Origin of the sequence: Sphingopyxis sp. (assembly GCF_025869345.1) — a bacterium.
Classification (GTDB): Bacteria; Pseudomonadota; Alphaproteobacteria; order Sphingomonadales; family Sphingomonadaceae; genus Sphingopyxis.
Genome location: NZ_JAOZVW010000112.1, coordinates 4,030 through 27,238, shown reverse-complemented (window position 1 = coordinate 27,238; position 23,209 = coordinate 4,030). Strand labels below are relative to the sequence as shown.

General features: G+C 66.3%; 23 protein-coding genes. 8 read left to right on the top strand and 15 right to left on the bottom strand.

Features of this window, described 5'->3' with window-relative positions; genetic code table 11:
• Positions 1–10: 10 nt before the first annotated feature.
• Positions 11–655 carry a histidine phosphotransferase family protein gene (locus tag OJI97_RS11730; protein ID WP_297663690.1) on the bottom strand — a complete coding sequence of 215 codons (645 nt, stop codon included), beginning with the start codon at positions 653–655 and terminating at the stop codon, positions 11–13.
• A 143-nt stretch (positions 656–798) separates the two neighbouring features.
• Here OJI97_RS11730 and OJI97_RS11725 point away from each other — a divergent pair, with 143 nt between their 5' ends.
• From OJI97_RS11725 to OJI97_RS11715, 3 genes are all read left to right on the top strand, one after another.
• Complete coding sequence (locus tag OJI97_RS11725) at positions 799–1,755, top strand: RluA family pseudouridine synthase (protein ID WP_297663688.1); 957 nt, start codon at positions 799–801, stop codon at positions 1,753–1,755.
• Between the two features lie 80 nt (positions 1,756–1,835).
• Complete coding sequence (gene rpoH, locus OJI97_RS11720) at positions 1,836–2,738, top strand: RNA polymerase sigma factor RpoH (protein WP_297663687.1); 903 nt, start codon at positions 1,836–1,838, stop codon at positions 2,736–2,738.
• Between the two features lie 56 nt (positions 2,739–2,794).
• Positions 2,795–3,181, top strand: a complete 387-nt coding sequence (locus tag OJI97_RS11715) for a cupredoxin domain-containing protein (protein ID WP_297663686.1) — start codon at positions 2,795–2,797, stop codon at positions 3,179–3,181.
• Between the two features lie 106 nt (positions 3,182–3,287).
• Here the strand turns inward: OJI97_RS11715 and OJI97_RS11710 are convergent, their stop codons facing one another.
• Complete coding sequence (locus OJI97_RS11710) at positions 3,288–4,082, bottom strand: transporter (protein WP_297663684.1); 795 nt, start codon at positions 4,080–4,082, stop codon at positions 3,288–3,290.
• Between the two features lie 100 nt (positions 4,083–4,182).
• Here OJI97_RS11710 and mtgA point away from each other — a divergent pair, with 100 nt between their 5' ends.
• Positions 4,183–4,860, top strand: a complete 678-nt coding sequence (gene mtgA, locus OJI97_RS11705; protein ID WP_297663682.1) for a monofunctional biosynthetic peptidoglycan transglycosylase — start codon at positions 4,183–4,185, stop codon at positions 4,858–4,860.
• A gap of 27 nt (positions 4,861–4,887) precedes the next feature.
• Here mtgA and OJI97_RS11700 read toward each other — a convergent pair whose 3' ends face one another.
• From OJI97_RS11700 to aspS, 5 genes are all read right to left on the bottom strand, one after another.
• Entirely contained in the window at positions 4,888–5,637 is a 750-nt protein-coding gene (locus tag OJI97_RS11700) for a hypothetical protein (RefSeq protein WP_297663680.1), read from the bottom strand.
• A 109-nt stretch (positions 5,638–5,746) separates the two neighbouring features.
• A complete protein-coding gene (locus tag OJI97_RS11695; RefSeq protein ID WP_297663678.1) occupies positions 5,747–6,283 on the bottom strand; it encodes a J domain-containing protein in 537 nt (178 codons plus the stop codon).
• A gap of 54 nt (positions 6,284–6,337) precedes the next feature.
• Positions 6,338–7,123 carry a polyphosphate kinase gene (locus OJI97_RS11690; protein ID WP_297663676.1) on the bottom strand — a complete coding sequence of 262 codons (786 nt, stop codon included), beginning with the start codon at positions 7,121–7,123 and terminating at the stop codon, positions 6,338–6,340.
• Positions 7,124–7,200: 77 nt separating this feature from the next.
• A complete protein-coding gene (locus OJI97_RS11685; protein ID WP_297663674.1) occupies positions 7,201–8,073 on the bottom strand; it encodes an alpha/beta hydrolase in 873 nt (290 codons plus the stop codon).
• A gap of 124 nt (positions 8,074–8,197) precedes the next feature.
• Positions 8,198–9,979: an aspartate--tRNA ligase gene (gene aspS, locus OJI97_RS11680; RefSeq protein WP_297663672.1), complete on the bottom strand. Its 1,782-nt coding sequence runs from the start codon at positions 9,977–9,979 to the stop codon at positions 8,198–8,200.
• 182 nt (positions 9,980–10,161) lie between these two features.
• On the opposite strand from aspS, the gene rnd reads away from it, so the two are divergent.
• Positions 10,162–11,349: a ribonuclease D gene (gene rnd, locus OJI97_RS11675; protein WP_297663669.1), complete on the top strand. Its 1,188-nt coding sequence runs from the start codon at positions 10,162–10,164 to the stop codon at positions 11,347–11,349.
• A gap of 94 nt (positions 11,350–11,443) precedes the next feature.
• Here rnd and OJI97_RS11670 read toward each other — a convergent pair whose 3' ends face one another.
• Genes OJI97_RS11670 through OJI97_RS11655 form a run of 4 tightly spaced genes read right to left on the bottom strand, consistent with a single transcriptional unit; the run spans position 11,444 to position 17,024 of the window.
• Positions 11,444–12,931, bottom strand: a complete 1,488-nt coding sequence (locus tag OJI97_RS11670) for a Ppx/GppA family phosphatase (protein ID WP_297663667.1) — start codon at positions 12,929–12,931, stop codon at positions 11,444–11,446.
• 3 nt (positions 12,932–12,934) lie between these two features.
• The gene (locus tag OJI97_RS11665; protein ID WP_297663666.1) at positions 12,935–15,106 is read right to left on the bottom strand and encodes an RNA degradosome polyphosphate kinase; all 2,172 of its coding nucleotides are present in this window, start codon (positions 15,104–15,106) and stop codon (positions 12,935–12,937) included.
• Positions 15,097–15,753 (bottom strand): chromosomal replication initiator DnaA, encoded by a 657-nt coding sequence (locus OJI97_RS11660; RefSeq protein ID WP_297663664.1) that lies wholly within the window; start codon positions 15,751–15,753, stop codon positions 15,097–15,099. The genes OJI97_RS11665 and OJI97_RS11660 overlap by 10 nt, the downstream gene beginning before the upstream one ends.
• Positions 15,753–17,024, bottom strand: a complete 1,272-nt coding sequence (locus OJI97_RS11655; RefSeq protein WP_297663662.1) for a heavy-metal-associated domain-containing protein — start codon at positions 17,022–17,024, stop codon at positions 15,753–15,755. The genes OJI97_RS11660 and OJI97_RS11655 overlap by 1 nt, the downstream gene beginning before the upstream one ends.
• Before the next feature lie 85 nt (positions 17,025–17,109).
• On the opposite strand from OJI97_RS11655, the gene purM reads away from it, so the two are divergent.
• From purM to cls, 3 genes are all read left to right on the top strand, one after another.
• Positions 17,110–18,216, top strand: coding sequence for a phosphoribosylformylglycinamidine cyclo-ligase (gene purM / locus OJI97_RS11650; protein ID WP_297663660.1), 1,107 nt, complete (start codon positions 17,110–17,112; stop codon positions 18,214–18,216).
• A gap of 120 nt (positions 18,217–18,336) precedes the next feature.
• Entirely contained in the window at positions 18,337–19,317 is a 981-nt protein-coding gene (purN, locus tag OJI97_RS11645) for a phosphoribosylglycinamide formyltransferase (RefSeq protein WP_297663705.1), read from the top strand.
• A 168-nt stretch (positions 19,318–19,485) separates the two neighbouring features.
• Positions 19,486–20,931 (top strand): cardiolipin synthase, encoded by a 1,446-nt coding sequence (gene cls / locus OJI97_RS11640; RefSeq protein ID WP_297663657.1) that lies wholly within the window; start codon positions 19,486–19,488, stop codon positions 20,929–20,931.
• Here the strand turns inward: cls and OJI97_RS11635 are convergent.
• The 4 genes from OJI97_RS11635 to OJI97_RS11620 form a co-directional block, all read right to left on the bottom strand.
• On the bottom strand, positions 20,923–21,567 hold the full coding sequence (locus OJI97_RS11635) for a peptidoglycan DD-metalloendopeptidase family protein (protein ID WP_297663655.1): 645 nt from the start codon (positions 21,565–21,567) through the stop codon (positions 20,923–20,925). The two genes, cls and OJI97_RS11635, sit on opposite strands and share 9 nt — an antisense overlap.
• A gap of 82 nt (positions 21,568–21,649) precedes the next feature.
• A complete protein-coding gene (gene ndk, locus OJI97_RS11630; protein WP_179499098.1) occupies positions 21,650–22,072 on the bottom strand; it encodes a nucleoside-diphosphate kinase in 423 nt (140 codons plus the stop codon).
• An 88-nt stretch (positions 22,073–22,160) separates the two neighbouring features.
• Positions 22,161–22,682: a hypothetical protein gene (locus OJI97_RS11625; RefSeq protein ID WP_297663651.1), complete on the bottom strand. Its 522-nt coding sequence runs from the start codon at positions 22,680–22,682 to the stop codon at positions 22,161–22,163.
• Positions 22,683–22,762: 80 nt separating this feature from the next.
• On the bottom strand, positions 22,763–23,209 hold a 447-nt coding region (locus OJI97_RS11620; RefSeq protein WP_297663649.1), incomplete at its 5' end, for a DNA polymerase III subunit chi.

Sequence of the window (23,209 nt, the reverse complement as noted above, 5' to 3'; positions counted from 1 at the left end):
AATCGGGTGCTCAGCGCTCCTTCAGCACCGCCCCGACCAGCAGCGAGGTCGGCGTTTCCCGCGCCAGCATCACCGTGCCGCCATTCTGCTTCGCGACCGCCTGCACGAGCACTGCGGGCGCGGTGCGCGAGGTCATCGCGCTCGCGCCTTCGCCCTCGGCGAGAATGCGCTCGACGTCCGCGTCCAGGAACAGGCGCTCGGCCTCGACATGCAGCGCGATTTCGATGCCGCCCGCGCCCTGGTTTTCACAGCCGATGTCGAGCCGTCCGCCGCGCACCAGCGCATCGACCAGCAGCAGCGACAGGTTTAGGATGATCTTGACCGCGGGCTTGGGCAGCGGGTCGGCACCGATCATCCAGTTGAGTTCGATCGCGCGGTCGCCGATGATGCCCTCGATCGCCGACTTCGCCTCGTCGGCGGGAACGCGCTCGCCAAACCCGCCCGCCGAGCCGAAAGCCAGGCGGAAGAATTTGAGCTTGTTCGCCGACGTACGCGCACTCTGTTCGAGCAATTCGATGCAGCGCGCGCGCATCTCGGGGTCCTTTTCGTCGGCCAGCAGTTCGAGACCGTTGGCGAAGGCCCCGACCGGGCTCAGCAGATCGTGGCACAGCCGCGAGGCCAGCATGGAGGCGAAATCGACGCGATCGTCGGACATGATGGACAGGCTCCCCGCAGACCGGACCTTTCCGGTTCGCGCCTGCTCCCTAGGGCAGGGGCATGGTTAAGGGCAAGGGTGAAGCCTTATCCGCCCCCGTCCGCCATCTTGAAATTCCGCCGCTCGACCCCACATCGCGATCAATGCTGGGGGACGACGAAATACTGACCGTGACGCTTTCGGACGCCGCCAGCGGGCTGCGGCTCGACCGCGCGCTGGCCGAGGCGCTTCCCGACCTTTCGCGCGAGCGGTTGAAGACGCTGATCAAGGGCGGCCGCGTCGCCGATGCAGCGGGAACGGTGCTGTGGGACCCGTCGGCCAAGGCCGCGGCGCCCGCAACGCTGGCGGTCCGCCTGCCCGCCCCGGCCCCCGCGCACAATGTCGCGCAGGATATGAACCTCGTCATCGCCTATGAGGACGAGCATCTGATCGTCGTCGACAAGCCCGCCGGGATGGTCGTCCACCCCGCCGCGGGCAATCTCGACGGCACGATGGTCAACGCGCTGCTCCACCATTGCGCGGGGCAGCTTTCGGGGATCGGCGGCGTCGCCCGCCCCGGTATCGTCCACCGCATCGACAAGGATACCAGCGGGCTGATCGTCGCCGCAAAGCACGACAAGGCGCACGAAGGCCTGGCCAAGCAGTTCGCCGCGCACAGCATCGACCGCCGCTATCTTGCGCTCGCGACCGGGCGCCCGATGCCCGCGAACAGCACCGTCGACGCCGCGCTCGGCCGGTCGGCCACCAACCGCAAGAAGATGGCGGTGGTCGCCGCAGGGCGCGGCAAACATGCGATCACCCACTATCGGACGATCGAGCCGCTGAAGGGTGCGACGCTGGTCGAATGCCGTCTGGAAACCGGCCGCACCCATCAGGTGCGCGTTCATATGGCGCATATCGGTCATCCGCTGGTCGGCGACCCGGTCTACGGGCGGGTCAAAAAGCCGCTTTCAGAACTATTAAAAGCCCGTAACTTCGCGCGTCAGGCGTTGCACGCGGCCCATTTGGGCTTTATTCATCCGGTGACGGGTAACCGGATCGCACTCGACAGCGAACTCCCCCAGGATATGCGGGAACTGCTCGATGAATTGCGCGTTTAAGTTTCGAATGAAAATCTATCTCGACCGACGGATCGAACCGCGGCATTCTCTCCTCTGAAGAATTAGGGAAGACGCTAAAAATGGCTCATAAAAGCAATGTTCCGGCCACGGTGCCCGCGCTCGGCGGTGAGGCGAGCCTGAACCGCTATCTGGCCGAAATCCGCAAATTTCCGCTGCTAACGCCCGAGCAGGAATATATGCTCGCGAAGCGCTTTCAGGAGCATGGCGACAATGAAGCGGCGGCGCAGCTCGTTACCTCGCACCTCCGCCTCGTCGCGAAAATCGCGATGGGCTATCGCGGCTATGGCCTGCCAGTCAGCGAGCTGATCAGCGAGGGCAATATCGGCCTGATGCAGGGCGTGAAGAAGTTCGACCCCGAACGCGGCTTCCGCCTCGCCACCTATGCGATGTGGTGGATTCGCGCCTCGATCCAGGAATTCATCCTCCGCTCGTGGAGCCTCGTGAAGATGGGCACCACCGCGGCGCAGAAGAAACTGTTCTTCAACCTCCGCCGGATGAAGAATAATCTCGAAGCGTTCGAGGATGGCGACCTCAGCCCCGAGCACCTCACCAAGATCGCCACCGACCTCGGCGTGACCGAGGACGAGGTGGTCAGCATGAACCGCCGCATGGCGATGGGCGGCGACACGTCGCTCAACGTGCCCATGGGCGAGGACGGCGACAGCCAGTGGCAGGATCTGCTCGGCGACGAAGGCCCGCTTCAGGACGAACGCGTCGCCGAGGCCGAGGAACGCGACGTGCGCCACGCGCTGCTGAGCGAAGCGCTTGCGACCCTCAACGAGCGCGAACGCCACATATTGACCGAGCGGCGCCTGACCGACGATCCCAAGACGCTCGAGGATCTGAGCCAGGTCTATGACGTCAGCCGCGAACGCGTGCGCCAGATCGAGGTGCGCGCTTTCGAGAAGCTGCAAAAGGCGATGCTCAAGCTCGCGGGCGACCGGCGTCTGATCAACGCCTGAGCCGAAAGATCGCGGGTGCCCCGATGCGCCGGACGGTCCGGCCGAGGAGACATGCCATGCGTATCCTTTCGTTCACTCTCGCGGCGCTCGCCCTGTCCGTTCCCGTCACCGCCGCCGAAGCGCCGGCGAAGGTGACGGTGACGCTGGCGAATTTCAGCTTCACGCCGTCCGACCTGCACCTCCATGCCGGCCAGCCGGTGACGATCCATTTCACCAACAGCGGCTCGGGCGGGCATGATTTCACCGCCCCCGAATTCTTCGCCGCCGCGACGATGGACGCGGCGAACCGTGCCCGCGTCGAAGGCGCCAAGGGCCGCGTTGCGCTCGGCAAGGGCGAAAGCAGCGACGTGACGCTGACGCCGAAGGCCGGCACCTACAAGGCGCATTGCTCGCATTTCATGCATTCGTCGCTGGGCATGACGGGGAAAGTCGTCGTCGATTGAGACGGCGCTTCCAATAAACTCGTCATTGCGAGCGAAGCGAAGCAATCCAGGGCGGCTTACACAAGCTCTGGATTGCTTCGCTTCGCTCGCAATGACGCACTGGACCCTAAAAGCGCCGCACATATCCCGCATAAAGCTGAAGGTCCGGACTATCGCGATTGAGCCCGACGTTCACACCCGCATCCCACTGGCTGTCGTCGTCCGGCTGCCACCCCGCCGACAACCCCGCCAGCCATTCGCTCGCGTGCCCGGCCGGGTCGCGGTCGCGAGTGAAGGAAATCTCGGTCGATATTGAAACCGCGTCCGACAGGTCGAAACCCAGCCCCGCAACGGTGCCCCAGGCGAGATGCCGTCCATCGCCGTCGCCATCAACCGCGGCATCGACGTGCGGAGTCAATCCGATCGACACCGGCCCGGCCTCGATCCCGACCGGAACGAGCAGCCCCGCGCCCCAATCGCCCGCCCCTACTCCGCTCCCGCCGGTCGGCAGGCTGGCATAGGGCATGGCGGCGATCGAAAAGCCCGATCCGTCGGGATTGCGCAGATTCTGCCGCAGCGCGAGCGTCACGTCGCCCGTGCGCGTCCGCTGGCGCACGGTGCCGAGCACCGCGTCACGCTCGCGGACATGGCCGATCGCGGTCCATCCGAATTGCGCCTCTAGCGACGAGGTCAGCCCGATCCGCAGCAGCGCGTCGCCGGCGAGGATCGTGTCGGTGCGCTCAGGCCCGTCCTGCTCGCGCGTCCAGTCGGCAAGCCCGAGTTCGAAGACGATCCGCCCCGGCTCGACGGTGCAGGCCGGGGTGCCGAGACCGGGGCGATCGGGGCAAAGATCGCGCCCCTCTTCGGCCATCGCCGGGCACGCAGCGGCAAGCGCCACGAGCAGAACGAATCCGCGGCCCATCGAGCGAAGCCTGGGGCGATGATCGGGTCTTTTCCTTTGCATCCCGCTCGACTACGCCGGATCGATGCGAAGGAAAAGCAAGGCGCGCACGAAATCCACGATGGGACGGCTTTTCAAGACCACGGCCAAGATCGTCCTTGGCTTCATCCTCGTCTCGGTCCTCTGGGTACTGCTCTATGCGGTGGTGCCGCCCCCGGTGACCATCACCATGCTGACCGACGGCAATGGCATCACCAAGGATTGGACGGGCCTGTCCCATATCGACCGCAACATGGTGCGCGCCGCGATCGCCGCCGAGGACGGCAAATTCTGCAGCCACAACGGGTTCGACCGTCAGGCGATCGAACAGGCGATCGAACGCAATGCCAAGGGCAAGCGCATGCGCGGCGGATCGACGATCAGCCAGCAGACCGCGAAGAACGTCTTCCTGTGGCAGGGCAGCGGCTGGACCCGCTATCTCCGCAAGGTGCCCGAGGTGTGGTTCACCTTCCTGATCGAAAAGATCTGGGGGAAGCGGCGGATCATGGAGGTCTATCTCAACGTCGCCGAGACCGGCCTCGGCACCTATGGCGTCGAGGCAGGCGCGCAGCGCTATTTCAAGCATGGCGCGAGCAGACTGACCCCGCAGGAAGCCGCGCGCATCGCCGCGATCCTGCCGCTGCCGAAAAAACGCGAGGCGATCAGTCCCTCGGGCTTCACCCGCCGCTATGGCAATTCGATCCGCGCGCGGATCGGGGTCGTGGGCCGCGACGGGCTGGATCGCTGCGTTTACGAATAACGCCGCACTGGCATGGAATGGGCCGCTTCAAATCAGCGGCTGACAGAAATCCTTGGCATAAGGCGTGCGGAGCACCTCTTCCCGCGTGACCTTCGGGATGGTCAAGCCGATCGTCGTGGTCGTCAGCACATAGTGGTTCACATCCTTGATGCGGGCTTCCTTGGCGACCACCTGTCCATAGGAGCGCCGCAACATCACCCAATCGCCTTCGGACAGCGATTCCGCATTGTCCAGCGCCGCCAGATCGATCCAGGATTGATCGGCATCATCGCGGAGCGCCATCAGATTCGCATAGTTCGAAAAGGCGCCCGCATAATCGGTGCGCTCAGCCAGCGGCATATGGTTCAGCGCTCCGCTTTGCACCGCCAGTTGCCATACCGCATCGCCCGTGCTGGCATTTTGCGGCCTTCCGACCCGTCCCTTGATCTGCAACGGCTCGCCGTTGGCGTGCCGCTGGAAAACAGTCGCCAGTTGCGCCAGCCTCGCGTCGACGCACGGTTGCTGTATCGCGCGCATTTTCACCGACACCAGATTCTCGACGACGCTTTCGTTCAGTGCTTCGCGCTGCGCCTCGACGACATGGTGCCAGTGGAGCGCTTCGACGGCCTGCTCGCCGGCTAATGCGATCGCGACGCCGATTACGATGACGCCGACCTCCGACAGCAATTCACGCCAGCTATGCACCGGCTTGGGCTTGTGGACGTCCACGGCGGCCTCCTCCCCTACCTCGACAAGAGGGTCCGCTGCCGGCAAGGCCGGATCGTTTTCCGCCGTCATGATGTTCCCCCCGGCCCATCGCTATCAATATCGGACGGGCTTTACCATCGCATATCGTCGGATTCGGGTGGCAAGGACGTGGCGGATCGATCCGCAGCCGCAATGGAGACTAAGCCGGCTTCCAGCTCTTCCGCTCTTCGGCCTGCTTGAGCACCTCAAACGCTGCCTGCCCCGCGGCGAAGCGCTTCGCGGCTTCGGCGTCGCCCGGCTTGACGTCGGGGTGGCATTCCTTGGCGAGATTGCGCCACGCCCTCTTCGTCGCCTCGAAATCGGCGTCGGGTTCGAGGTCGAGTATCTCCAGCGCGCGCATCTCGTCAGCGCTGCGGCTGCCGTCGCCCGATCCGCCCCAGGCATAATGCTGCGCGCGGGCATAGCTGCGCGCGCCTTGCGCCTCCTCGGCCGCACGTGCCGCGGCATCCTCGGCGGACAGGCCCGCAAAATAGTCCCAGCCGCGATTATATTCGGCGGCGTGGGTCTCGCAGAAATACCAGCGTTCGGGGCTGTTCGGCGACTTGGGCGCGGGGCAGTTGCCGGGGTTGGTGCAACCATGGCGGTCGCACAGCCGAACCTTCTGCGTTTCGCGCGACGAACCATAGGGGCGCCAGCGGGGGAAACCCCAGTCGTCGGATCTCTTGGCGCGGCTCATCGCGCCCATGTAGCGATTGGAAGGCGCGATGGCTAGGCAGAGCGGCCCAAAAAGCTAGTCTTTCGCCGCGTAACCGAACGCCTTGTGCGCCAGCTTGACCACCGCGGGGTCGAGGTCGGGCGGCGTCATCGGCACCGCCGCCTCCAGCGTTTCGGCGATATGGGTCAGCGCGGCGATGCGCGCCGCCTTCTTGTTGTTGCCGTCGATCACCTTCCACGGCGCCCAGCGCGTGTCGGTCTGCTGGAACATCTCGTCCATCGCGGCGAGATAGTCCTTGCGCTTCGCGCGGTTGCGATAATCTTCCGTGCCGGTCTTCCACCGCTTCCACGGATCGTCCAGCCGGTCGGCGAAGCGCTTGTCCTGCTCGTCCTGCGTGATGTGGACGAACAGCTTGACGAGGTGGGTGGCGCTGCCGGTCAGTTGCGCCTCGAACTCGTTGATCTCGTCATAGCCCTTGCGCCATTCGGCTTCGCTCGCGAAGCCCTCGACCCGCTCGACGAGGACGCGGCCGTACCAGCTCCGATCGAAGATCGAGATTTCGCGGTTGCCGGGCAGGCGCTTCCAGAAGCGCCAGAGGAAATGGCGCGCCTTCTCCTCGTCGCTCGGCGCGCCGATCGGCCACACCTCGAAATAGCGCGGGTCGAGCGACGCGGTCAGCCGCTGGATGATCCCGCCCTTCCCCGCCGCGTCCCAGCCTTCGAGCATGATGACGCTGCGCTGGCCATGGGTGATGTGCGCCGCCTGCAAGCGTTCGAGCCGGTCCTCGAACGCCGCGAGATCCTTGCCATAGTCGCCGTCATATTTGGCGCCGGTTTCATAGTCGGAGAGCGAGATGGTCATCGCGCCTTCCTATCCAGTCGCGGGCGCCGAACCAAGCGGGCGATGCATTATGTCCGGTTCCGGCACAGCCGGACGCGTCAAAGCGTGGCGGCGATCAGGCCGGCGACGCGCCCCGGCGCTTCCATCGGGATGAAATGGCTGTGTTCGTTCCAGAGTTCGTCGCGTTCGGCATGGAGCGCCGGCCCCAGGCCGGTCCAGGTCGGGCTCTGCGAAAAATCCATCGCGTCGCCGCGCGCCCCCTGCGGCGCGCGGATCAGCGTCACCGGCGTCGTCACATCGCCGAGCCAGGCGTGCGGATCGGTGCGCAGCGCATTCTGGTACATCGAGGCTTCGAGCGCCGGCGGACAGGCGAGTTCATAGCCCTCGCCCGACGCCGCGGGCAGCAGGCCATGGTCGCAATAATCGGCGAGCACCTGCGGCTCCCAGCGACTGTAGGGCGGACGATCGGCAAAACGCGCCCGCATCTCCCCGGCGCTCGCCCATAGGTTGCGGCGGCGCGCGACCGGATGCTCGGCGGGATCGGGCACCGGCAGCGTCGCCTGTCCTTCGTAAAGGCCGGGGTCCATGATCACCGGATCGATGAGGATCAGATGGCGAAAGGCATCGGGCCGCTCGGCGGCGAGCCGGGTCAGCACCGTGCCGCCCATGCTATGCCCGCAGCCGACCAGCGGCGTCCCCGCGAAACGGTCGACGAGCGGCAGCAGCGCCGCGGCGTTGCCCGCCCAGTCCGCGAGCGACGCGGGCTTGAAGCTGCGCCCATGGCCGCGATGATCGGGCGCGACGACATGGGTTCCGGCGGGCAGGGCGGCGGCGACCTGATCCCACAGCCGCGCGTGAAAGCCGGTCGCATGGAGCAGCAGCAGCGAAGCCTCCGGTCCCGGCGTGCCCCACTCGAACCAGCAGATGTCGCCGTTCGGTGTCGCGATCCGGTGTTCGCGTGGTTCCGTCACACTCCATCTCCCGCGACCGTCATCCCGGCGAAGGCCGGGATCTCGCCCTTGCGTCCGAACGCACCGGCGGGACCCCGGCCTTCGCCGGGGTGACGAGGAAGTGGGGTGCGATCCAAGGCTATGGTCAGCCCTTCGGCCCGTCCACCAGGCGGATGCTCAGTTCCTTGAGCTGCTTCTCGCTGACCGGCGCGGGGGCGCCCATCATCAGGTCCTCGGCCTTCTGGTTCATCGGGAAGACGACGACTTCGCGAATGTTCGGCTCGTCGGCGAGCAGCATGACGATGCGATCGACCCCCGGCGCCGAACCGCCGTGCGGCGGCGCACCATATTTGAAGGCATTGATCATGCCCGCGAAATTGCTGTCGACATCGGCCTGGCTGTAGCCCGCGATCTCGAACGCCTTGTACATGATGTCAGGCCGATGGTTCCGGATCGCGCCCGACGACAGTTCGACGCCGTTGCAGACGATGTCATATTGCCACGCGAGAATATCGAGCGGGTCCTTCGTCTCCAGCGCTTCGAGCTCGCCCTGCGGCATCGAGAAGGGATTGTGGCTGAAATCGATCTTGCCGGTGTCCTCGTCGGCCTCGAACATCGGAAAGTCGACGATCCAGCACATTGCGAACGTGCTCGCATCGATCAGGTCCAGCTGCTCGGCGACGCGGGTGCGCGCAAAGCCGGCGAGCTTCGCGGCCACCGCTTCCTTGCCCGCGGCAAAGAACAGCCCGTCGTCGGGACCGAGGCCGAGTTCGGCGGCGAGCGCGTTCATCTTCTCCGGCCCATGGTTCTTGGCGATCGGGCCGCCCCATTCGCCGCCCTTGCGCGTCGCATAGCCGAGGCCCGCAAAGCCCTCGCCCTGCGCCCAGCTGTTCATATCGTCGAAGAATTTGCGGCTCTTCTCCGCCGTTCCCGGCGCCGGGATCGCGCGCACCACGTCGCCCGCCGCGACGATATCGGCGAAGCGGCCGAAACCCGACCCAATGAAGTGCGCCGAGACGTCGGTGATGATCAGCGGGTTGCGCAGGTCCGGCTTGTCGTTGCCGTATTTCAGCATCGACTCGCGATACGGAATCCGGGGGAACGAGCCGGCGGGGGTCACCGACCGGCCGTTCGCAAACTCCTCGAACACGCCCGCGAGCACGGGCTCGATCGCATTGAACACATCGTCCTGCGTCACGAAGCTCATCTCGAAATCGAGCTGGTAGAACTCGCCCGGCGAACGATCGGCGCGCGCATCCTCGTCGCGGAAGCAGGGCGCGATCTGGAAATAGCGGTCGAAGCCCGCGACCATCAGCAGTTGCTTGAACATCTGCGGCGCCTGCGGCAGCGCATAGAATTTGCCGGGATGGACGCGGCTCGGCACCAGATAGTCGCGCGCGCCCTCGGGCGACGAAGCAGTCAGGATCGGCGTCTGATATTCGGTGAAGCCCTGATCGACCATGCGGCGGCGCAGACTGGCGATGACGTTCGAGCGCAGCAGGATATTCTTGTGCAGACGGTCGCGGCGCAGATCGAGGAAGCGGTATTTCAGGCGGATATCCTCGGGATATTCCTGATCGCCCGCGACCGGCATCGGCAGCTCGGCGGCGGCCGACTGGACCGAAACCTCGCGCGCGCGCACTTCGATCGCGCCGGTCGGCAGGTTCGCGTTCACCGTCTCCGCCGAGCGCGCGACGACGTCGCCGGTGATCGTCACGACGCTTTCGGCGCGCAGGCCGTCGAGCGTCGCGAACGCCGCATCGCTGCTGTCGGCGACGATCTGCGTCAGGCCGTAATGGTCGCGCAGATCGACGAAGAGCAGCCCGCCATGGTCGCGCTTGCGATGCACCCAGCCCGAAACGCGGACATTCTGGCCGACATCCCCGGCGCGAAGCTGGCCGCAATTATGGGTGCGATAGGCGTGCATTTTGATCGTCTTTCAATGATTGGAGAAAAGTCACGCGATACGTGCTTTATATGGCCGCGCCTAAGGCAATGCGGCGCGCCATTTGTCAAGGGCGGAGGGCGTATCCGCCTCTCCGTCGGCAACCAGTTCATGTCCGGTAAATTTTCCTGCCCGTCGCGAAAAAGTCGCTGTATAGGCCCCATATGCAAATCCATCCGCTTATCGAAACCAGCGCCGCGCTCGTCGAATTTTTGGACCTCATCAAGACCAGCGATTTCGTCGCGGTCGATACCGAGTTCATGCGCGAGAATACCTTCTGGCCCGAACTCTGCCTGATCCAGGTCGCCGACAGCGAACATGCCGCGGCGATCGACCCGATGGCGCCGGGGATCGACCTCAAGCCGCTGCTCGACCTGCTCGTCGACAATCAGGATGTGCTGAAGGTCTTTCACGCGGGCGGACAGGATGTCGAGATCATCTTCAACCTGACCGGCAAGACGCCGCACCCGATCTTCGATACGCAGATCGGCCAGATGGCGCTGGGGCAAGCCGAACAGGTCGGCTATTCCAACCTCGTCGAGGCGTGGATCGGGCTGCAGCTCGACAAGGGCGCGCGCTTCACCGACTGGAGCCGCCGCCCGCTCGACAAGCGCCAGATCGATTATGCGATCGGCGACGTCACGCATCTCGCGAAGATTTTCCCGATGATGCTGAAAAAGCTGATCAAGACCGGCCGCGGCCACTGGCTCGACGAGGAGATGGAAAAGCTCGCCAACCCCGCCAACTACAGCCTCGATCCCGACAAGGCTTGGCAGCGGATCAAGATTCCGTCGCGCAAGCCCGACGTGCTCGGGCGGCTGAAGGCGCTCGCCGCGTGGCGCGAGCGCGAGGCGCGGACCAAGAACCTCCCACGCGGCCGCATCGTCAAGGACGAGACGCTCGCCGACCTCGCCGCGCATCCGCCGAAGCAGCAGGAAGGGCTCGGCGGGGTGCGCGGACTGTCGGCGACGTGGAAGGCGAACGACATCGGCGGACGGCTGATGGACGCGCTCGCGGGCGCCAAGCCGCTGTCGAAGGAGGACATGCCCGACCGCGCGCCGCGCGGGCCGGGGCTCGGCAAGGAAGGCGCGCTGGTCGCCGACCTTTTGAAACTGCTCCTCAAGATTCGCGCGCGCGAACTCAACGCCGCCGCGCGATTGATCGCGCGCAGCGACGATCTCGAAGCGCTCGCCGCGGGCGGCCGCGACGGCATCGCGTTGATGCAGGGCTGGCGCTACGACGTATTCGGCCACGCCGCGCTCGACCTGGTCGAAGGGCGGATGGGCTTCGCGGTCAAGAACGGCAAGCTGGTGATGAGCGAAATCGACACCGCGACGGCAAGCGAGGTCTGACCTGCGAAGAACGCGCCATGCGTTAGATCGACATCACCCCAATCCCGTTCGTGTCGAGCGGAACGGTGGGTGAGATTAGAAGACCCGCCGCGCTCTAAAGCAGCACCAGTTCCGGTTTCGCATCGAGCGCCTGCGCGAGGATGCGCAGACGGCGCTCGACCGATTCGCCCGCGAGATGATGCCAGCCGGCATCGAGCGAAAGCCGCAGCTTGCCCTCGGCAAGCGCGATGCCGCTGGCCTTCAGCGGCGCCTCGACGCCGCCGGTCAGCCGCTGCGCGAGGCGGATCGCGAGGCCCCATTGCCGCGCGCGCGCCAGCCGCTCGTCGCTGACCAGCCGCCCCATGGCGGGGAAATCGGCGTCGGCGCCGCCGAACCCTGCATAAAGCGCGCGCGCGAGCAGGATGCGCCCCGGAATGTCGATGCTGCGCCAATTGCCGTGCAGGCCGATCTCGGTGCCGCGTTCGGCCCGGAAATCGGGGTTCGCCGACCAGGCGACGTCGCTGAGCAGGCTCGCGGCGAGGCGGACGCGGCTGTCGGCGACCGCTTCGTGCGCGAACAGCGGCGCGATCCATTCGGCGATCGCCCGGCCATGCGGGGCGAAGCGCGCGAGCCGCCGCCCCTCGAACTCGGCGGCAATGATCAGCGGGTCCTGCGCGCGCGTCTCGGCATCGAGCGCCTGGAACAGCAGGCCCTCGCGCAGCCCCGACGACGACACCGTCATCTCGGGCACGTCGAGGATGTTGACGAGCGCGGCGAGCAGCGCGGCGGCGTCGGGCAAAGCCGCGGCGCGGTTCGCCGCCATGCCGGGGATCGCGCGCAGTTCCTCGAAGCTCAGCCGCTTCGTCGCACGGATCAGGCGGCGGAGCGCGGTGCGCGGCAGCCTGTGCTGGTCGAGCACCGCGAGCGGATCCTTCGTCAGTTCGAGGTCGAGGCGCGACAGCGCGCGCCACGACCCGCCGACCAGATAGAGCGGCAGGCCCGACAGCCCGCCGTTCGGCCAGCCCGCGCCCTTCAGCATCTTGCGGATCGCGCGCTCGAACGCCTGTTCGCCATCCTTGCGCAGCGCAGGCAGGCGCAGCACGCCGAGCGGAAAGGAGGCGCGCCGCCCGACTGCGCCGTCGGCGACCTCGGCAAGCTCAAGGCTGCCGCCGCCGAGGTCGACCGCGATCCCGCGCGCGTCGGGGATCGCCGACAGCACGCCGTGCCCCGCCGCCTCGGCCTCTTCCGCGCCCGACAGCAGCCGGATTTCGAGTCCCGCTTCGGCGGCGGCGGCGATGAAGGCCGGGCCGTTGACGGCGTCGCGCACCGCCGCGGTCGCGACGCATTGCAGGTCGGTCACCCCCATGTGCCGCGCGAGCAGCGCATAGCGACGCAGCGCGACGAGCCCACGTTCGGCATCCTCGGGCGCGATCCGGCCGTCGATCGCGAGTCCGCGGCCCAGCCCCGCCGCCACCTTTTCGTTGAAGATCACCGCCGGCGCGCGCGCCGGGCCTTCATAGACGACGATGCGGACCGAGTTGGAGCCGATGTCGATCACCGCCGAGCGGCGCACGGCGGTCTTCGGGGAGCGGGAAAGGCTCAAAATCTATCGATCCTCGCGCATGGGAAAGTCGAGCGTGGGAACGTCGTGACGCTTGTGCAGCGCGGTGCCGCGGCCCGACAGCGACGGATTGTTCATGAAATAATGATGCAGATTGAACGGCTTGTCGCCCGGAACCAGCCGGCGATAGGTGCCGTCGGGCTGGAGAACCCAGCTTTGCTCATTGTCGATCAGATTGGCGACGAGCACCTGGTCGAGAATCTGGTCGTGCACCGTCGGATTCTCGATCGGGATCATATATTCGACCCGGCGGTCGAAGTTGCGCGGCATCCAGTCGGCGCTGGAGATATAGAGCTTCGCGCCGCTGTGCGGCAGGCGCGCGCCGTTGGCGAAGGCCCAGATGCGGCTGTGCTCCAGAAAGCGGCCGACGACCGACTTGACGCGGATCGTTTCCGACAGGCCGGGCACGCCCGGGCGCAGGCAGCAGATGCCGCGCACGATCAGGTCGATCGGCACCCCCGCCGCGCTCGCCTCGTAGAGCTTGTCGATGATGTCTGGGTCGACGAGGCTGTTCATCTTCGCCCACAGGCCCGACGCCCTGCCCGCTTTCGCGGCCGCGATCTCGGCATCGACCAGGTCGCACAGATGCTGGCGCATGTTGAGCGGCGACATGGTGATGAGTTCGAGCCGTTCGGGCTCGACATAGCCGGTGATGTAGTTGAAGAGCTGCGCCGCATCGCGCCCGGCGCGCGGGTCGGCGGTGAAGAAGCTCAGATCGGTATAGATGCGCGCGGTCACCGGATGATAATTGCCGGTGCCGAAGTGGCAATAGGTGCGATAGCCCTGCCCCTCGCGGCGCACGACCATCGAGATTTTCGCGTGGGTCTTCCACTCGATGAAACCATAGACGACCTGCACCCCGGCGCGTTCGAGCTGGTTCGCCCAAAGGAGGTTCTGCTCCTCGTCGAAGCGCGCCTTGAGTTCGACGATCGCGGTCACCGACTTGCCCGCCTCGGCCGCTTCGATCAGCGCGCGGATCACCGGCGACTGGTTGCCCGCGCGATAGAGCGTCTGCTTGATCGCGACGACATCGGGGTCGGCGGCCGCCTGCCGCAGGAAGGAGACGACGACGTCGAAGCTCTCATAGGGATGATGGACGACGATGTCCTTCGAGCGGATCGCCGCGAAACAGTCGCCGCCATGCTCGCGGATACGCTCGGGAAAGCGCGGCGAGTAAGCGGGGAATTTGAGGTCTGGCCGGTCGATGTCGACGAGCGCCGACAGCGCCGCGAGCCCGATGAAGCCACCGATCTTGGCGACGATCGCCTCATGCCCCTGAATATCGGCATTGAGCACCGCCGCGATTTCGGCCGACATGTCGGCTTCGAGTTCGAGCAGGATAACGCGGCCGCGGCGGCGGCGGCGGATCGCGGTGCGGAACAGGCGGACGAGATCCTCGGCCTCTTCCTCGATTTCGATGTCGCTGTCTCGGATGATGCGGAAAACGCCGAGCGAGCGCACCGCGAAGCCCGGAAACAGCAGGTCGGCGAACAGTTCGATCAGATATTCGATCGGCACGAAGGCGCTCGCCTCGCCCGGCACCGCGACGAAGCGCGCCAGCGAAGCGGGGATCATCACCAGCTCGCGAACCGTGTCGCCGGTCGCCTTGCGCTGAAGGTCGAAGATCACCCCCAGCCCGCGATTGGGGATGAAGGGAAAGGGATGCGCGGGGTCGAGCACCTGCGGGGTCAGGATCGGAAAAATCTGGTCGATGAAATATTGACGCAGCCGGGTGCGTAGCGCGTCCTTGTCCGACCCGGCGCCGTGCACGACGATCCCCTGTTCGCCGAGCTGGCGATGCAGCAATTGCCATTCGCTCTGCTGCTGGTCGACGAGGCGGTTTACCTCGGCCTCGATCTCGGCGAGCTGCTGCCCCGGCGAGCGGCCGTCGGCCGAGGGATCGTCGATCCCCTGAAGCTGCTGCCCCTTCAGCCCCGCGACGCGGACCATGAAGAATTCGTCGAGATTGCTCCCCGAAATCGACAGAAAGCGCAGCCGTTCGAGCAAGGGATGCGCGGGGTTGCGCGCCTCCTCCATCACCCGCCGGTTGAAGGCGAGCCACGACAGTTCGCGGTTGAAGAAGCGTTCGGGGCCGAAGCTAGGGGTCGCCGTATCGGCGTCATTGTCCGCGCGCAGGGGGCCGCCGGCTATCGACATGTCGTTGCATCCTGTCTTTCGAGAAGATCGGGGTCGATCAAGCCCTGTGACAGTAATGTTTCACGAATAAGACGAATGCCGATGCCGCGCCCTTTTTCGAGCGAGGCGGCGTCGAGCGCCGCGACGATGCGGTGGATCATCGCATAGCTGCGCTCCATGCGCGGCACGATATAGGACGGCACTTCGGGTGCGATCGCGATGCCGCGCTGCCCGAACAGCGCCTCGATCAGGTCGCGGGCGAGGCAATCGTCGGGCTCGCCGATCGTCAGCACCGGGACGGCGGCGAGGCGCGAGCGCAGATCGGGCAGCGCGATATTCCATTCCGCAGGCGGCGCGTCGGCAATGATGAGCAGCGGCGTGCCCGAGGATTGGGCCGCGTTCCAGGCGTGGAAAATCTCCTCTTCGGAGACGCTGGCGGGACCGTCGATCACGCGCCCGCCGGTTTCGCGCGCGAACAGGCGGCCGATCAGGCTGCGGCCCGATCCGCGCGGGCCGGTCAGCACCGCGGTCCGCACCGGCCAGGTCGCGACGTGGCGAAGGTAGCGCACCGCGTCGGCATTGCTCGCGCCGACGATCAGCGGCCCGTCATTGGCGCCGCCGGCGCTCCAGTCGAGCGGCAGCGCAATCTGTCCCGAAGGTCCGGCCATCAGCGGCTGATCCGCAGTTGCCCGCCGCCCTCCTGCACCTTGAAGCCGCGCGCGGCGAGCGCCGCCTTCAGGGCCGCAAGGTCGCCGCGGAAGCTGACGCGCATCACCGAGGTGCCGCCGAGCGCGAGGCTGGTCGTCGATGCCGACTGCACCCCCGCGACGCCGCCGACCGCGCGTTCGGTCGCCGACACCGAATCGACGTCGGGCGAGCTGTACTGGACGGTGAAGTTTTGCACCCCGGCGGCGGGCGCAGCGGGCGTGCTGCTGTCGGTTTCGGTCGGCAGCGCGTCATCCTCGGTCACCATTTCCTCGGGCAGGTCGGCCTTTTCGACCGGCTTTTCGAGGACGAGATAGGTGTCGGTCTTGAGCACGCCCGCCGCGAGCGCGCCGGTATAGATCGCATCCATCCGCGCGACCGCTTTCTCCATCATGTCGGGCAGCGCCGCCGGACTCGGGCCGGTCATGGTGAAGCTGTCGATCAGCTTGTTGTCGGGGCCGAAGCGCGCGGTGAAGACGCCGCGGATCGGCCCGCCGGGATAGCTGTATTCGACCCGCGCGATCGGGATCAGCACGTCGGCGGCGCCATATTGGTCGAGGATCACGCGCCACCAGACGCGGCCGCGGCGCCCGGTCTGCCCCGGATTGAGCAGCAAAGTGTCGGCGCCGGTGCCCGCGGTGCGGACATAGTCGATCGCGCTCTGCCCCGTATTATATTCGGCCCAGGCGCGTTGCCACGCGCTGCGCTGCTCAAACACCTGTTCGATGCCGTCGATCGAATAGACGGGGATGACGAGCAAAGGCGGCGAACGCAGCGTGCGGCCGCTGACGCCGAGAATCTGCCCCGCGCGCACCCGGTCGAACTGGACGCCGAGCGTCGCGACATAGCGGCGCGGGCCGATCTGCTCCTTTTCGACGACGATCGCGGTGACGATGCCGTCGAGCACCGAATCGCCGAGCGCCGGGCCGTCGCTGCCGTTGATCCGCTTATAGAGCTGCGCCCAGCCCTTGCGCTGCGCCTCGCGCCAGCCCTTTTCGCGCGCATCCTCGGCATTGTCGCCCGTGACGTCGACGGTGATGCCGCTGGCGAGGAAATCGCCGCTGCTGTTGATCGGGGTGATGCCGCGATCGCCGCGCGCAATCTGTCCCTCGACGAGGCCCGCGACCAGAACCGCCAGAAACAGCCCGAAAAGCGCCGCCCAGCGCCAATCGCGGGGCGCGAGCGAACGAAGATGGAAGCGCGGAGCGAAGCGGGGGAAAGCGGCCGACGTCATATCTTCTCTATTCTTTGCCCCGAAGTGCGATCCCCGACAAGGAAATCATGGCATTTGTCGGCCGGAAGCGTTAGTCGCGCGGGCCATGGATTCCAAGCATAACCAACCCGCCTCCTACACATATGCCGAGGCCGGCGTCTCGATCGAGACCGGCAATGCGCTGGTCCGTGCCATCGCTCCGCTCGCCCGAGCGACGCGCCGCCCCGGCGCTGACGCCGACCTCGGCGGCTTCGGCGGCTTCTTCGACCTCAAGGCGGCGGGGTTCAGCGATCCGCTGCTCGTCGCGGCGAACGACGGCGTCGGCACCAAGCTCAAGCTTGCGATCGAATCGGGCCGGCACGACGGGGTAGGCATCGATCTTGTCGCCATGTGCGCGAACGACCTGATCGTGCAGGGCGCCGAGCCCCTGTTCTTCCTCGACTATTATGCCACCGGCAAGCTCGACCAGACGCAAGCGACCGAGGTCGTCGCGAGCATCGCCGAGGGTTGCAGACAGGCGGGCTGCGCGCTGATCGGCGGCGAGACTGCCGAGATGCCGGGCATGTATTCGGACGGCGACTACGACCTCGCGGGCTTCTGCGTCGGCGCGGTCGAACGCGATCAGGTGCTCACCGCCGACAAGGTCGCGGCGGGTGACGTGATCCTCGGCCTCGCTTCGTCGGGCGTCCACTCGAACGGTTTCTCGCTCGTGCGCCGCCTCGCCGCCGACAAGGGGTGGAAGCTCGACCGCCCCGCCCTGTTCGACCAGAATCTCCTGCTGATCGATGCGCTGATGGCGCCGACGCGCATCTATGTGAAGAGCCTGCTGCCGCTGGTGAAGACCGGCCGCATCCACGCGCTCGCGCATATCACCGGCGGCGGGCTGCTCGAGAATATCCCGCGCGTGCTGCCGAAGACGCTGCACGCACATATCGACGCCGATGCGTGGGAGCAGCCGCGGCTGATGGCCTTTCTGCAGGCGCAGGGGAATATCGAGCCCGAGGAAATGGCGCGCACCTTCAATTGCGGGATCGGCATGGCGGTGGTCGTTGCGGAGGCCGATGTTGCCGAGGTGACGGCAGCGCTGGAGACCGCGGGCGAAACGGTGCATCGCATCGGTCATATCGCGGAGGGCGAAAAGGGCTGCACCGTGTCGGGCGGGTCGGAGACGTGGAGCGCGATGGCGGCATGGAGCGCGACGCATAATGGCTAAAATCCTCCCCCACAGGGGGAGGGGGACCGCCCGCGAAGCGGGGGGTGGAGGGGCACGTGCGGTGCCAACCGCCCTCACGACGTCGCACGACTCCGCTTGTGCCCCTCCACCATGCTTCGCATGGCCCCCCTCCCCGTTCCGGGGAGGATCGGTGTGAAAGCCCGCGTCGCCGTCCTCATCTCCGGCGCCGGCACCAATATGGCAGCGCTGCTCTATGCCGCGAAGGCCGCCGATTGCCCCTATGAACTGGTGCTCGTCGCCAGCAACAACCCCGACGCAGCGGGGCTGGTGCTCGCCAAGGCCGAGGGCATCGCGACATGGGCGCGCACGCACAAGGGCATGGACCGCGACGCCTTCGACGCGCTGGTCGACGAACAGCTTCGCGCGGCCGGCGCCGACTATGTCGCGCTGGCGGGCTATATGCGCATCCTGAGCGACGATTTCGTCGCGCGCTGGGCCGGCCGGATGCTCAACATCCACCCGAGCCTGCTCCCCAAATACAAGGGGCTGAACACCCATCAGCAGGCCATCGACGCGGGCGACGCCTATGGCGGGTGCAGCATCCATGTCGTCACCCCGGCGCTCGACGATGGCCCGGTGCTCGCACAGACGCCGGTCGCGATCGCGCGCGGCGACACCGCCGAAAGCCTCGCGCGGCGGGTCCAGTTCGCCGAGCATCAGCTCTATCCCGCCACCCTAGCCGCCTTCGTGTCGCGCGAGCGCTCGCCCGACTGGCTGCTCGGCCGCGTCCGCGAGTTGGCGATGGCGCTGCCCGAGGCCGACGAGGTGAGTTCGCACGGAATGCCCTGCTTCGGCATCGTCAAAGGCAAGAAATTCGCGTATTTCACCCACGACCATCACAGGGACGGCAAGACCGCGCTGCTGGTCAAGATCAGCGGCGCCGACGAGCAGGCGCAGCTCATCGAACTCGACGAAGCGCGCTATTACCGCCCGGCCTATTTCGGCGACGGCTGGATCGGCATCCGCCTCGACCTCGGCGACACCGACTGGGACGCGACCGGCGAATGGCTCCGCAAGAGCTGGCTCGCCATCGCCCCGAAGAAGCTGGCGGGGCTGATGGCGGTGGCTGAGGATTTCTGATCCACCAGCTTCGTCATTGCGAGCGAAGCGAAGCAATCCAGAGCGGTTTACGCACGCTCTGGATTGCCGCGCGGCTTCGCCGCTCGCAATGACGAACAAGGGTGCCATACCTGCCCCCTTCAAAATTCGCGCTGGCCTTTTGCGCCGAAGCGCGGTGAATTGCAGGCAATGGAATTCGATTTCGCCCTGATCCTGTCTGCGGTCTATATCGCCGCTTTCATCGTCATCATGGGGCGGATCATCCTGCGGCCGCAGCGCGAGCCTGCGTCGCGGCTCGCCTGGCTGATCGCGACGATCGCGGTGCCGGTGGTCGGCATCCTCGCATACCTGCTGCTCGGCGAAGCGCGGATCAGCGCCAAACGCCGCGCGCGCTATGCCGCGATCGAGGCGCATCTGCCGCATCCGCACGAGCGCGCCGAGGTGCGCCGCACGCTCGCACGCAGCGCGTGGGCCGCGCCCTTCGCGCTTGCCGAAACGGTCAATGCGCTGCCCCCGACCGCCGGGAACCGCGCGCGGCTTGCGGCGGACAGCAACGCCGCGATCCGCGAGATGGTCGAGGACATCGACAAGGCCGGATCGACCGTCCACCTCTGCTTCTATATCTGGCTCGCCGATAACAACGGCTTCCGGATCAAGGACGCCCTGGTGCGCGCGGCGAAACGCGGCGTGAAAGTGCGCGTGCTCGCCGATGCGCTCGGCTCGCGCGGTTTCATCCGCTCGGCCTATTGGATCGAGATGCAGAATGCGGGGATCGACGCGCGGATCGCGCTGCCGATCGGCGGCCTGATCTGGACGCTGATCCGCGGTCGCTTCGACCTGCGCAACCACCGCAAGCAGTTGATCGTCGACAATCGCATCGCCTGGTGCGGCAGCCAGAATCTCGCCGATCCCGAATTTCGGATAAAGTCGAAATACGCCCCATGGGTCGACATCATGACGCGCTGGGAAGGCCCCGTCGTCCGCGATTGCCAGTTCGTCTTCGCCGCCGACTGGGAAAGCGAGCGCGGCGACGACATCGGTGACCTGCTCCGCGACGGCGCCGAGCCCGAACCTGCGCAGACACCCGGAGTCGCGGCGCAGGTGATCGGCACCGGCCCCAACCTCCGCTATGCCGCGATGACCGCCTGCTTCACCTCGCTCATCCATTCGGCGCGGCGCGAACTGATCGTCACCACGCCCTATTTCGTGCCCGACGAACAATTGCTCTTCGCGCTGCTCGACTGCGCGCGGCGCGGGGTCGAGACGGTGATGATCCTCCCCAAGCGCAACGACAGCCGCATCGTCGCAGGCGCGAGCCGCAGCTATTACGCCGATCTCGTCGCGGCGGGGGTAAAGCTCTACGAATATCGCCCCGGCCTGCTCCACGCGAAGACGATGGTCGTCGACGGCGAGGTCGCGCTGATCGGGTCGGCGAACCTCGACCGGCGGAGCTTCGAGCTCAATTTCGAGAATAATATCCTGCTGCGCGACAAGGCGTTCGCCGCCGAACTCCGCGTGCGGCAGACGGACTATATCGCCGCGTCCGACCGCGTGACGGCTCCGGACGTCGCGGGCTTCGGGATCGCCCGGCGGCTGTGGCAGAATCTCGTCGCGACGGTGAGTCCGCTACTCTGACGCACGTCCGCAAGCCAAGGCCGTATAGTGGGCGTCCTTGCGGACAGTCTGCCCCGGCACGTTACAGAAACGCGGGACACGCATCCGCTGGCGCTCTTCGTTGCCGTTCAGGAAACCGCCCTTGTCGATGGGGTCGTTCGCTTGCGGCACCGCAACCTCGAAATGCACATGGTCGAGCATCGCGCAGCCCACCGCGCCTTCGTCGCCCACATATTGCCCCGCCCGGACATGATCGCCGATCTTGAGCCCGGCCTTACCGCTCGTCGTGCCGGTCGCCATGTGCCCATAAAGAGTCCATTCCCCGTTCGGGTGCGCTAGCCACAGAAAATTGTTGCGACATTCCGACGCTGCCCGGCCGCTCTGCTGCTCCGAATAACCATCCTGGATTGCCATGACCATACCGTCGGCGGCGGCAACGACACGATGGAGTTTGCCCTTGCGCGGCTCGCCAACGAGGTCGACAGCACCGACCGGCCGGTGCGACGCGGCGTCGTCGAACACCGAAACCTCTGTTCCGTCGGCGAAGGGAAGCCGGTAGATGCCCGACGATTCGGCAACCGTGGGCGCCTCGGCCGCGGTCGCGCCGGACGCGAGCGCAATGCCCAGGATAAGGATCGATTTCGTGGACATCATCATATCCTCTCGCAATGGGACAAACAAAAAGACCGCCGGAATGTTCCGGCGGTCTCTTTGTTTCGCTTCGCGATAATCCGCAGCGTCAGCCGACGATCTCTTCGGGCTTGAAGAAATAGGCGATCTCGATCGCGGCATTCTCGTCGCTGTCCGAACCGTGGACCGTGTTCGCTTCGATGCTCTCGGCCAGTTCCTTGCGGATCGTGCCGGGGGCGGCGTCCTTGGGGTTGGTGGCGCCCATGATGTCGCGGTTGCGCTGCATCGCATTCTCGCCTTCCAGAACCTGGACGACGACCGGGCCAGAGGTCATGAATTCGACGAGTTCGCCGAAGAAGGGACGCTCCTTGTGGACCGCGTAGAAGCCTTCGGCCTGCTCGCGGGTCATGTGGATGCGCTTCGAGGCGACGACGCGAAGGCCGGCGTCTTCCAGCATCTTGGTGACGGCGCCGGTGATGTTGCGGCGCGTCGCGTCGGGCTTGATGATCGAAAAGGTGCGGGTGACCGCCATGGGAAAGCTCCTGGGTTGGTATTTTCTGCAATGCGCGCGCCTCTAGCCGCGCTTTTGCTGCACTGCAAGGTCGGAGCGCAGTCGGCTCCTATCCGCCCGAACCATAGGTGATCGCGCCATTGACCATGTCGCCTTCCTGCGTCGCGGTGACCTGGATCGTCGTCTTTTCGTCGCCGGGCTTTTCGGCGCCGATGATCATCGTGTCGTCGGCGGTCATTTCGGATTTGATCTTGAGCCCCGCCGCCTCGATCTGGCTGCGGTAATGGGCGACGACATCGGCGACCTTCGCCTTGACCTCGAACCCCGCCATGCCGCCCTGCTTGCCTTCGGACGATCCCGTGAAACCCCCGGTCATCTTCGACCCCGGATAGGGGGTCAGGCCCGCGGGGAGCTTGGCGTCGGAGCCGAACCGCACTTCGCCGTCGTCGGTCTTGAACGTCACATTGCCCTCTTCGCCGTCCTTGCTGCCGCTGACCTTATATTCGGTCGTCTTGCCGGTTGCGGGATCGGTATAGGTGCCGCTGGCGACCTCGCTCTCCGACTTCGAGCCGCAGCCCGCGAGGAGGAGGGCCGTGGCCGCGGCAACGGCGAGATTCGTGCGTATCGTCATATCCAAGCTCCTGAAAAATCACGGCCCCCGTCTGCAACGCCTGGCGCCTCCTGTCGGTGACCCATATCACAAGCGACGGGTCAGGGCCCTTCGGACCAGCGTCCGCGATCGTCCTGTTTCCAGAAACGATTGTCGACATCCTCGCGCGCCGCGAGCGCGCGCCATGTCGCGCGGGCATCGTCGATGCGGCTGTTGTCGAAAAGCAGGAAGGCACGCGCGAAGCCGAGCGCCTCCTCGCGCCATTCGCCGTCGGCGAGCGCGACATGCATGGCGCCGTTGGGCGCCTCGGCAGCGATCGCGCCCGCGAGCAGGATCGGCTCGATCGACTCGTCAGGCGAACCGGCAGGACCGTGCGGAAGAAAGCTCGCGGGCTGGAGCGTCCAGAGCGCGGCGTCGATCGCCTGCCGCTGCATCGCCGAGGCCGCAACCACCAGCAGCCGGTCGCCATTGCCCAGAACCCGCGCCGCGATGGCGGGCAGCACCCGCTCGACGGGGTCGCGGGTCAGGCGGTAGAAATCGACGCGGGG

Coding starts and splice junctions, on each gene's coding strand:
- purM (WP_297663660.1), top strand. CDS start 17,110: ATGGATTCCAAGCATAACCAACCCGCCTCCTACACATATGCCGAGGCC.
- OJI97_RS11625 (WP_297663651.1), bottom strand. CDS start 22,682: ATGACGATACGCACGAATCTCGCCGTTGCCGCGGCCACGGCCCTCCTC.
- OJI97_RS11700 (WP_297663680.1), bottom strand. CDS start 5,637: ATGACGGCGGAAAACGATCCGGCCTTGCCGGCAGCGGACCCTCTTGTC.
- rnd (WP_297663669.1), top strand. CDS start 10,162: ATGCAAATCCATCCGCTTATCGAAACCAGCGCCGCGCTCGTCGAATTT.
- purN (WP_297663705.1), top strand. CDS start 18,337: ATGGCCCCCCTCCCCGTTCCGGGGAGGATCGGTGTGAAAGCCCGCGTC.
- ndk (WP_179499098.1), bottom strand. CDS start 22,072: ATGGCGGTCACCCGCACCTTTTCGATCATCAAGCCCGACGCGACGCGC.
- OJI97_RS11690 (WP_297663676.1), bottom strand. CDS start 7,123: ATGACCATCTCGCTCTCCGACTATGAAACCGGCGCCAAATATGACGGC.
- OJI97_RS11725 (WP_297663688.1), top strand. CDS start 799: ATGCTGGGGGACGACGAAATACTGACCGTGACGCTTTCGGACGCCGCC.
- mtgA (WP_297663682.1), top strand. CDS start 4,183: ATGGGACGGCTTTTCAAGACCACGGCCAAGATCGTCCTTGGCTTCATC.
- OJI97_RS11715 (WP_297663686.1), top strand. CDS start 2,795: ATGCGTATCCTTTCGTTCACTCTCGCGGCGCTCGCCCTGTCCGTTCCC.
- OJI97_RS11655 (WP_297663662.1), bottom strand. CDS start 17,024: ATGACGTCGGCCGCTTTCCCCCGCTTCGCTCCGCGCTTCCATCTTCGT.
- OJI97_RS11635 (WP_297663655.1), bottom strand. CDS start 21,567: ATGATGATGTCCACGAAATCGATCCTTATCCTGGGCATTGCGCTCGCG.
- aspS (WP_297663672.1), bottom strand. CDS start 9,979: ATGCACGCCTATCGCACCCATAATTGCGGCCAGCTTCGCGCCGGGGAT.
- OJI97_RS11695 (WP_297663678.1), bottom strand. CDS start 6,283: ATGAGCCGCGCCAAGAGATCCGACGACTGGGGTTTCCCCCGCTGGCGC.
- OJI97_RS11665 (WP_297663666.1), bottom strand. CDS start 15,106: ATGTCGATAGCCGGCGGCCCCCTGCGCGCGGACAATGACGCCGATACG.
- cls (WP_297663657.1), top strand. CDS start 19,486: ATGGAATTCGATTTCGCCCTGATCCTGTCTGCGGTCTATATCGCCGCT.
- OJI97_RS11710 (WP_297663684.1), bottom strand. CDS start 4,082: ATGGGCCGCGGATTCGTTCTGCTCGTGGCGCTTGCCGCTGCGTGCCCG.
- OJI97_RS11730 (WP_297663690.1), bottom strand. CDS start 655: ATGTCCGACGATCGCGTCGATTTCGCCTCCATGCTGGCCTCGCGGCTG.
- OJI97_RS11660 (WP_297663664.1), bottom strand. CDS start 15,753: ATGGCCGGACCTTCGGGACAGATTGCGCTGCCGCTCGACTGGAGCGCC.
- rpoH (WP_297663687.1), top strand. CDS start 1,836: ATGGCTCATAAAAGCAATGTTCCGGCCACGGTGCCCGCGCTCGGCGGT.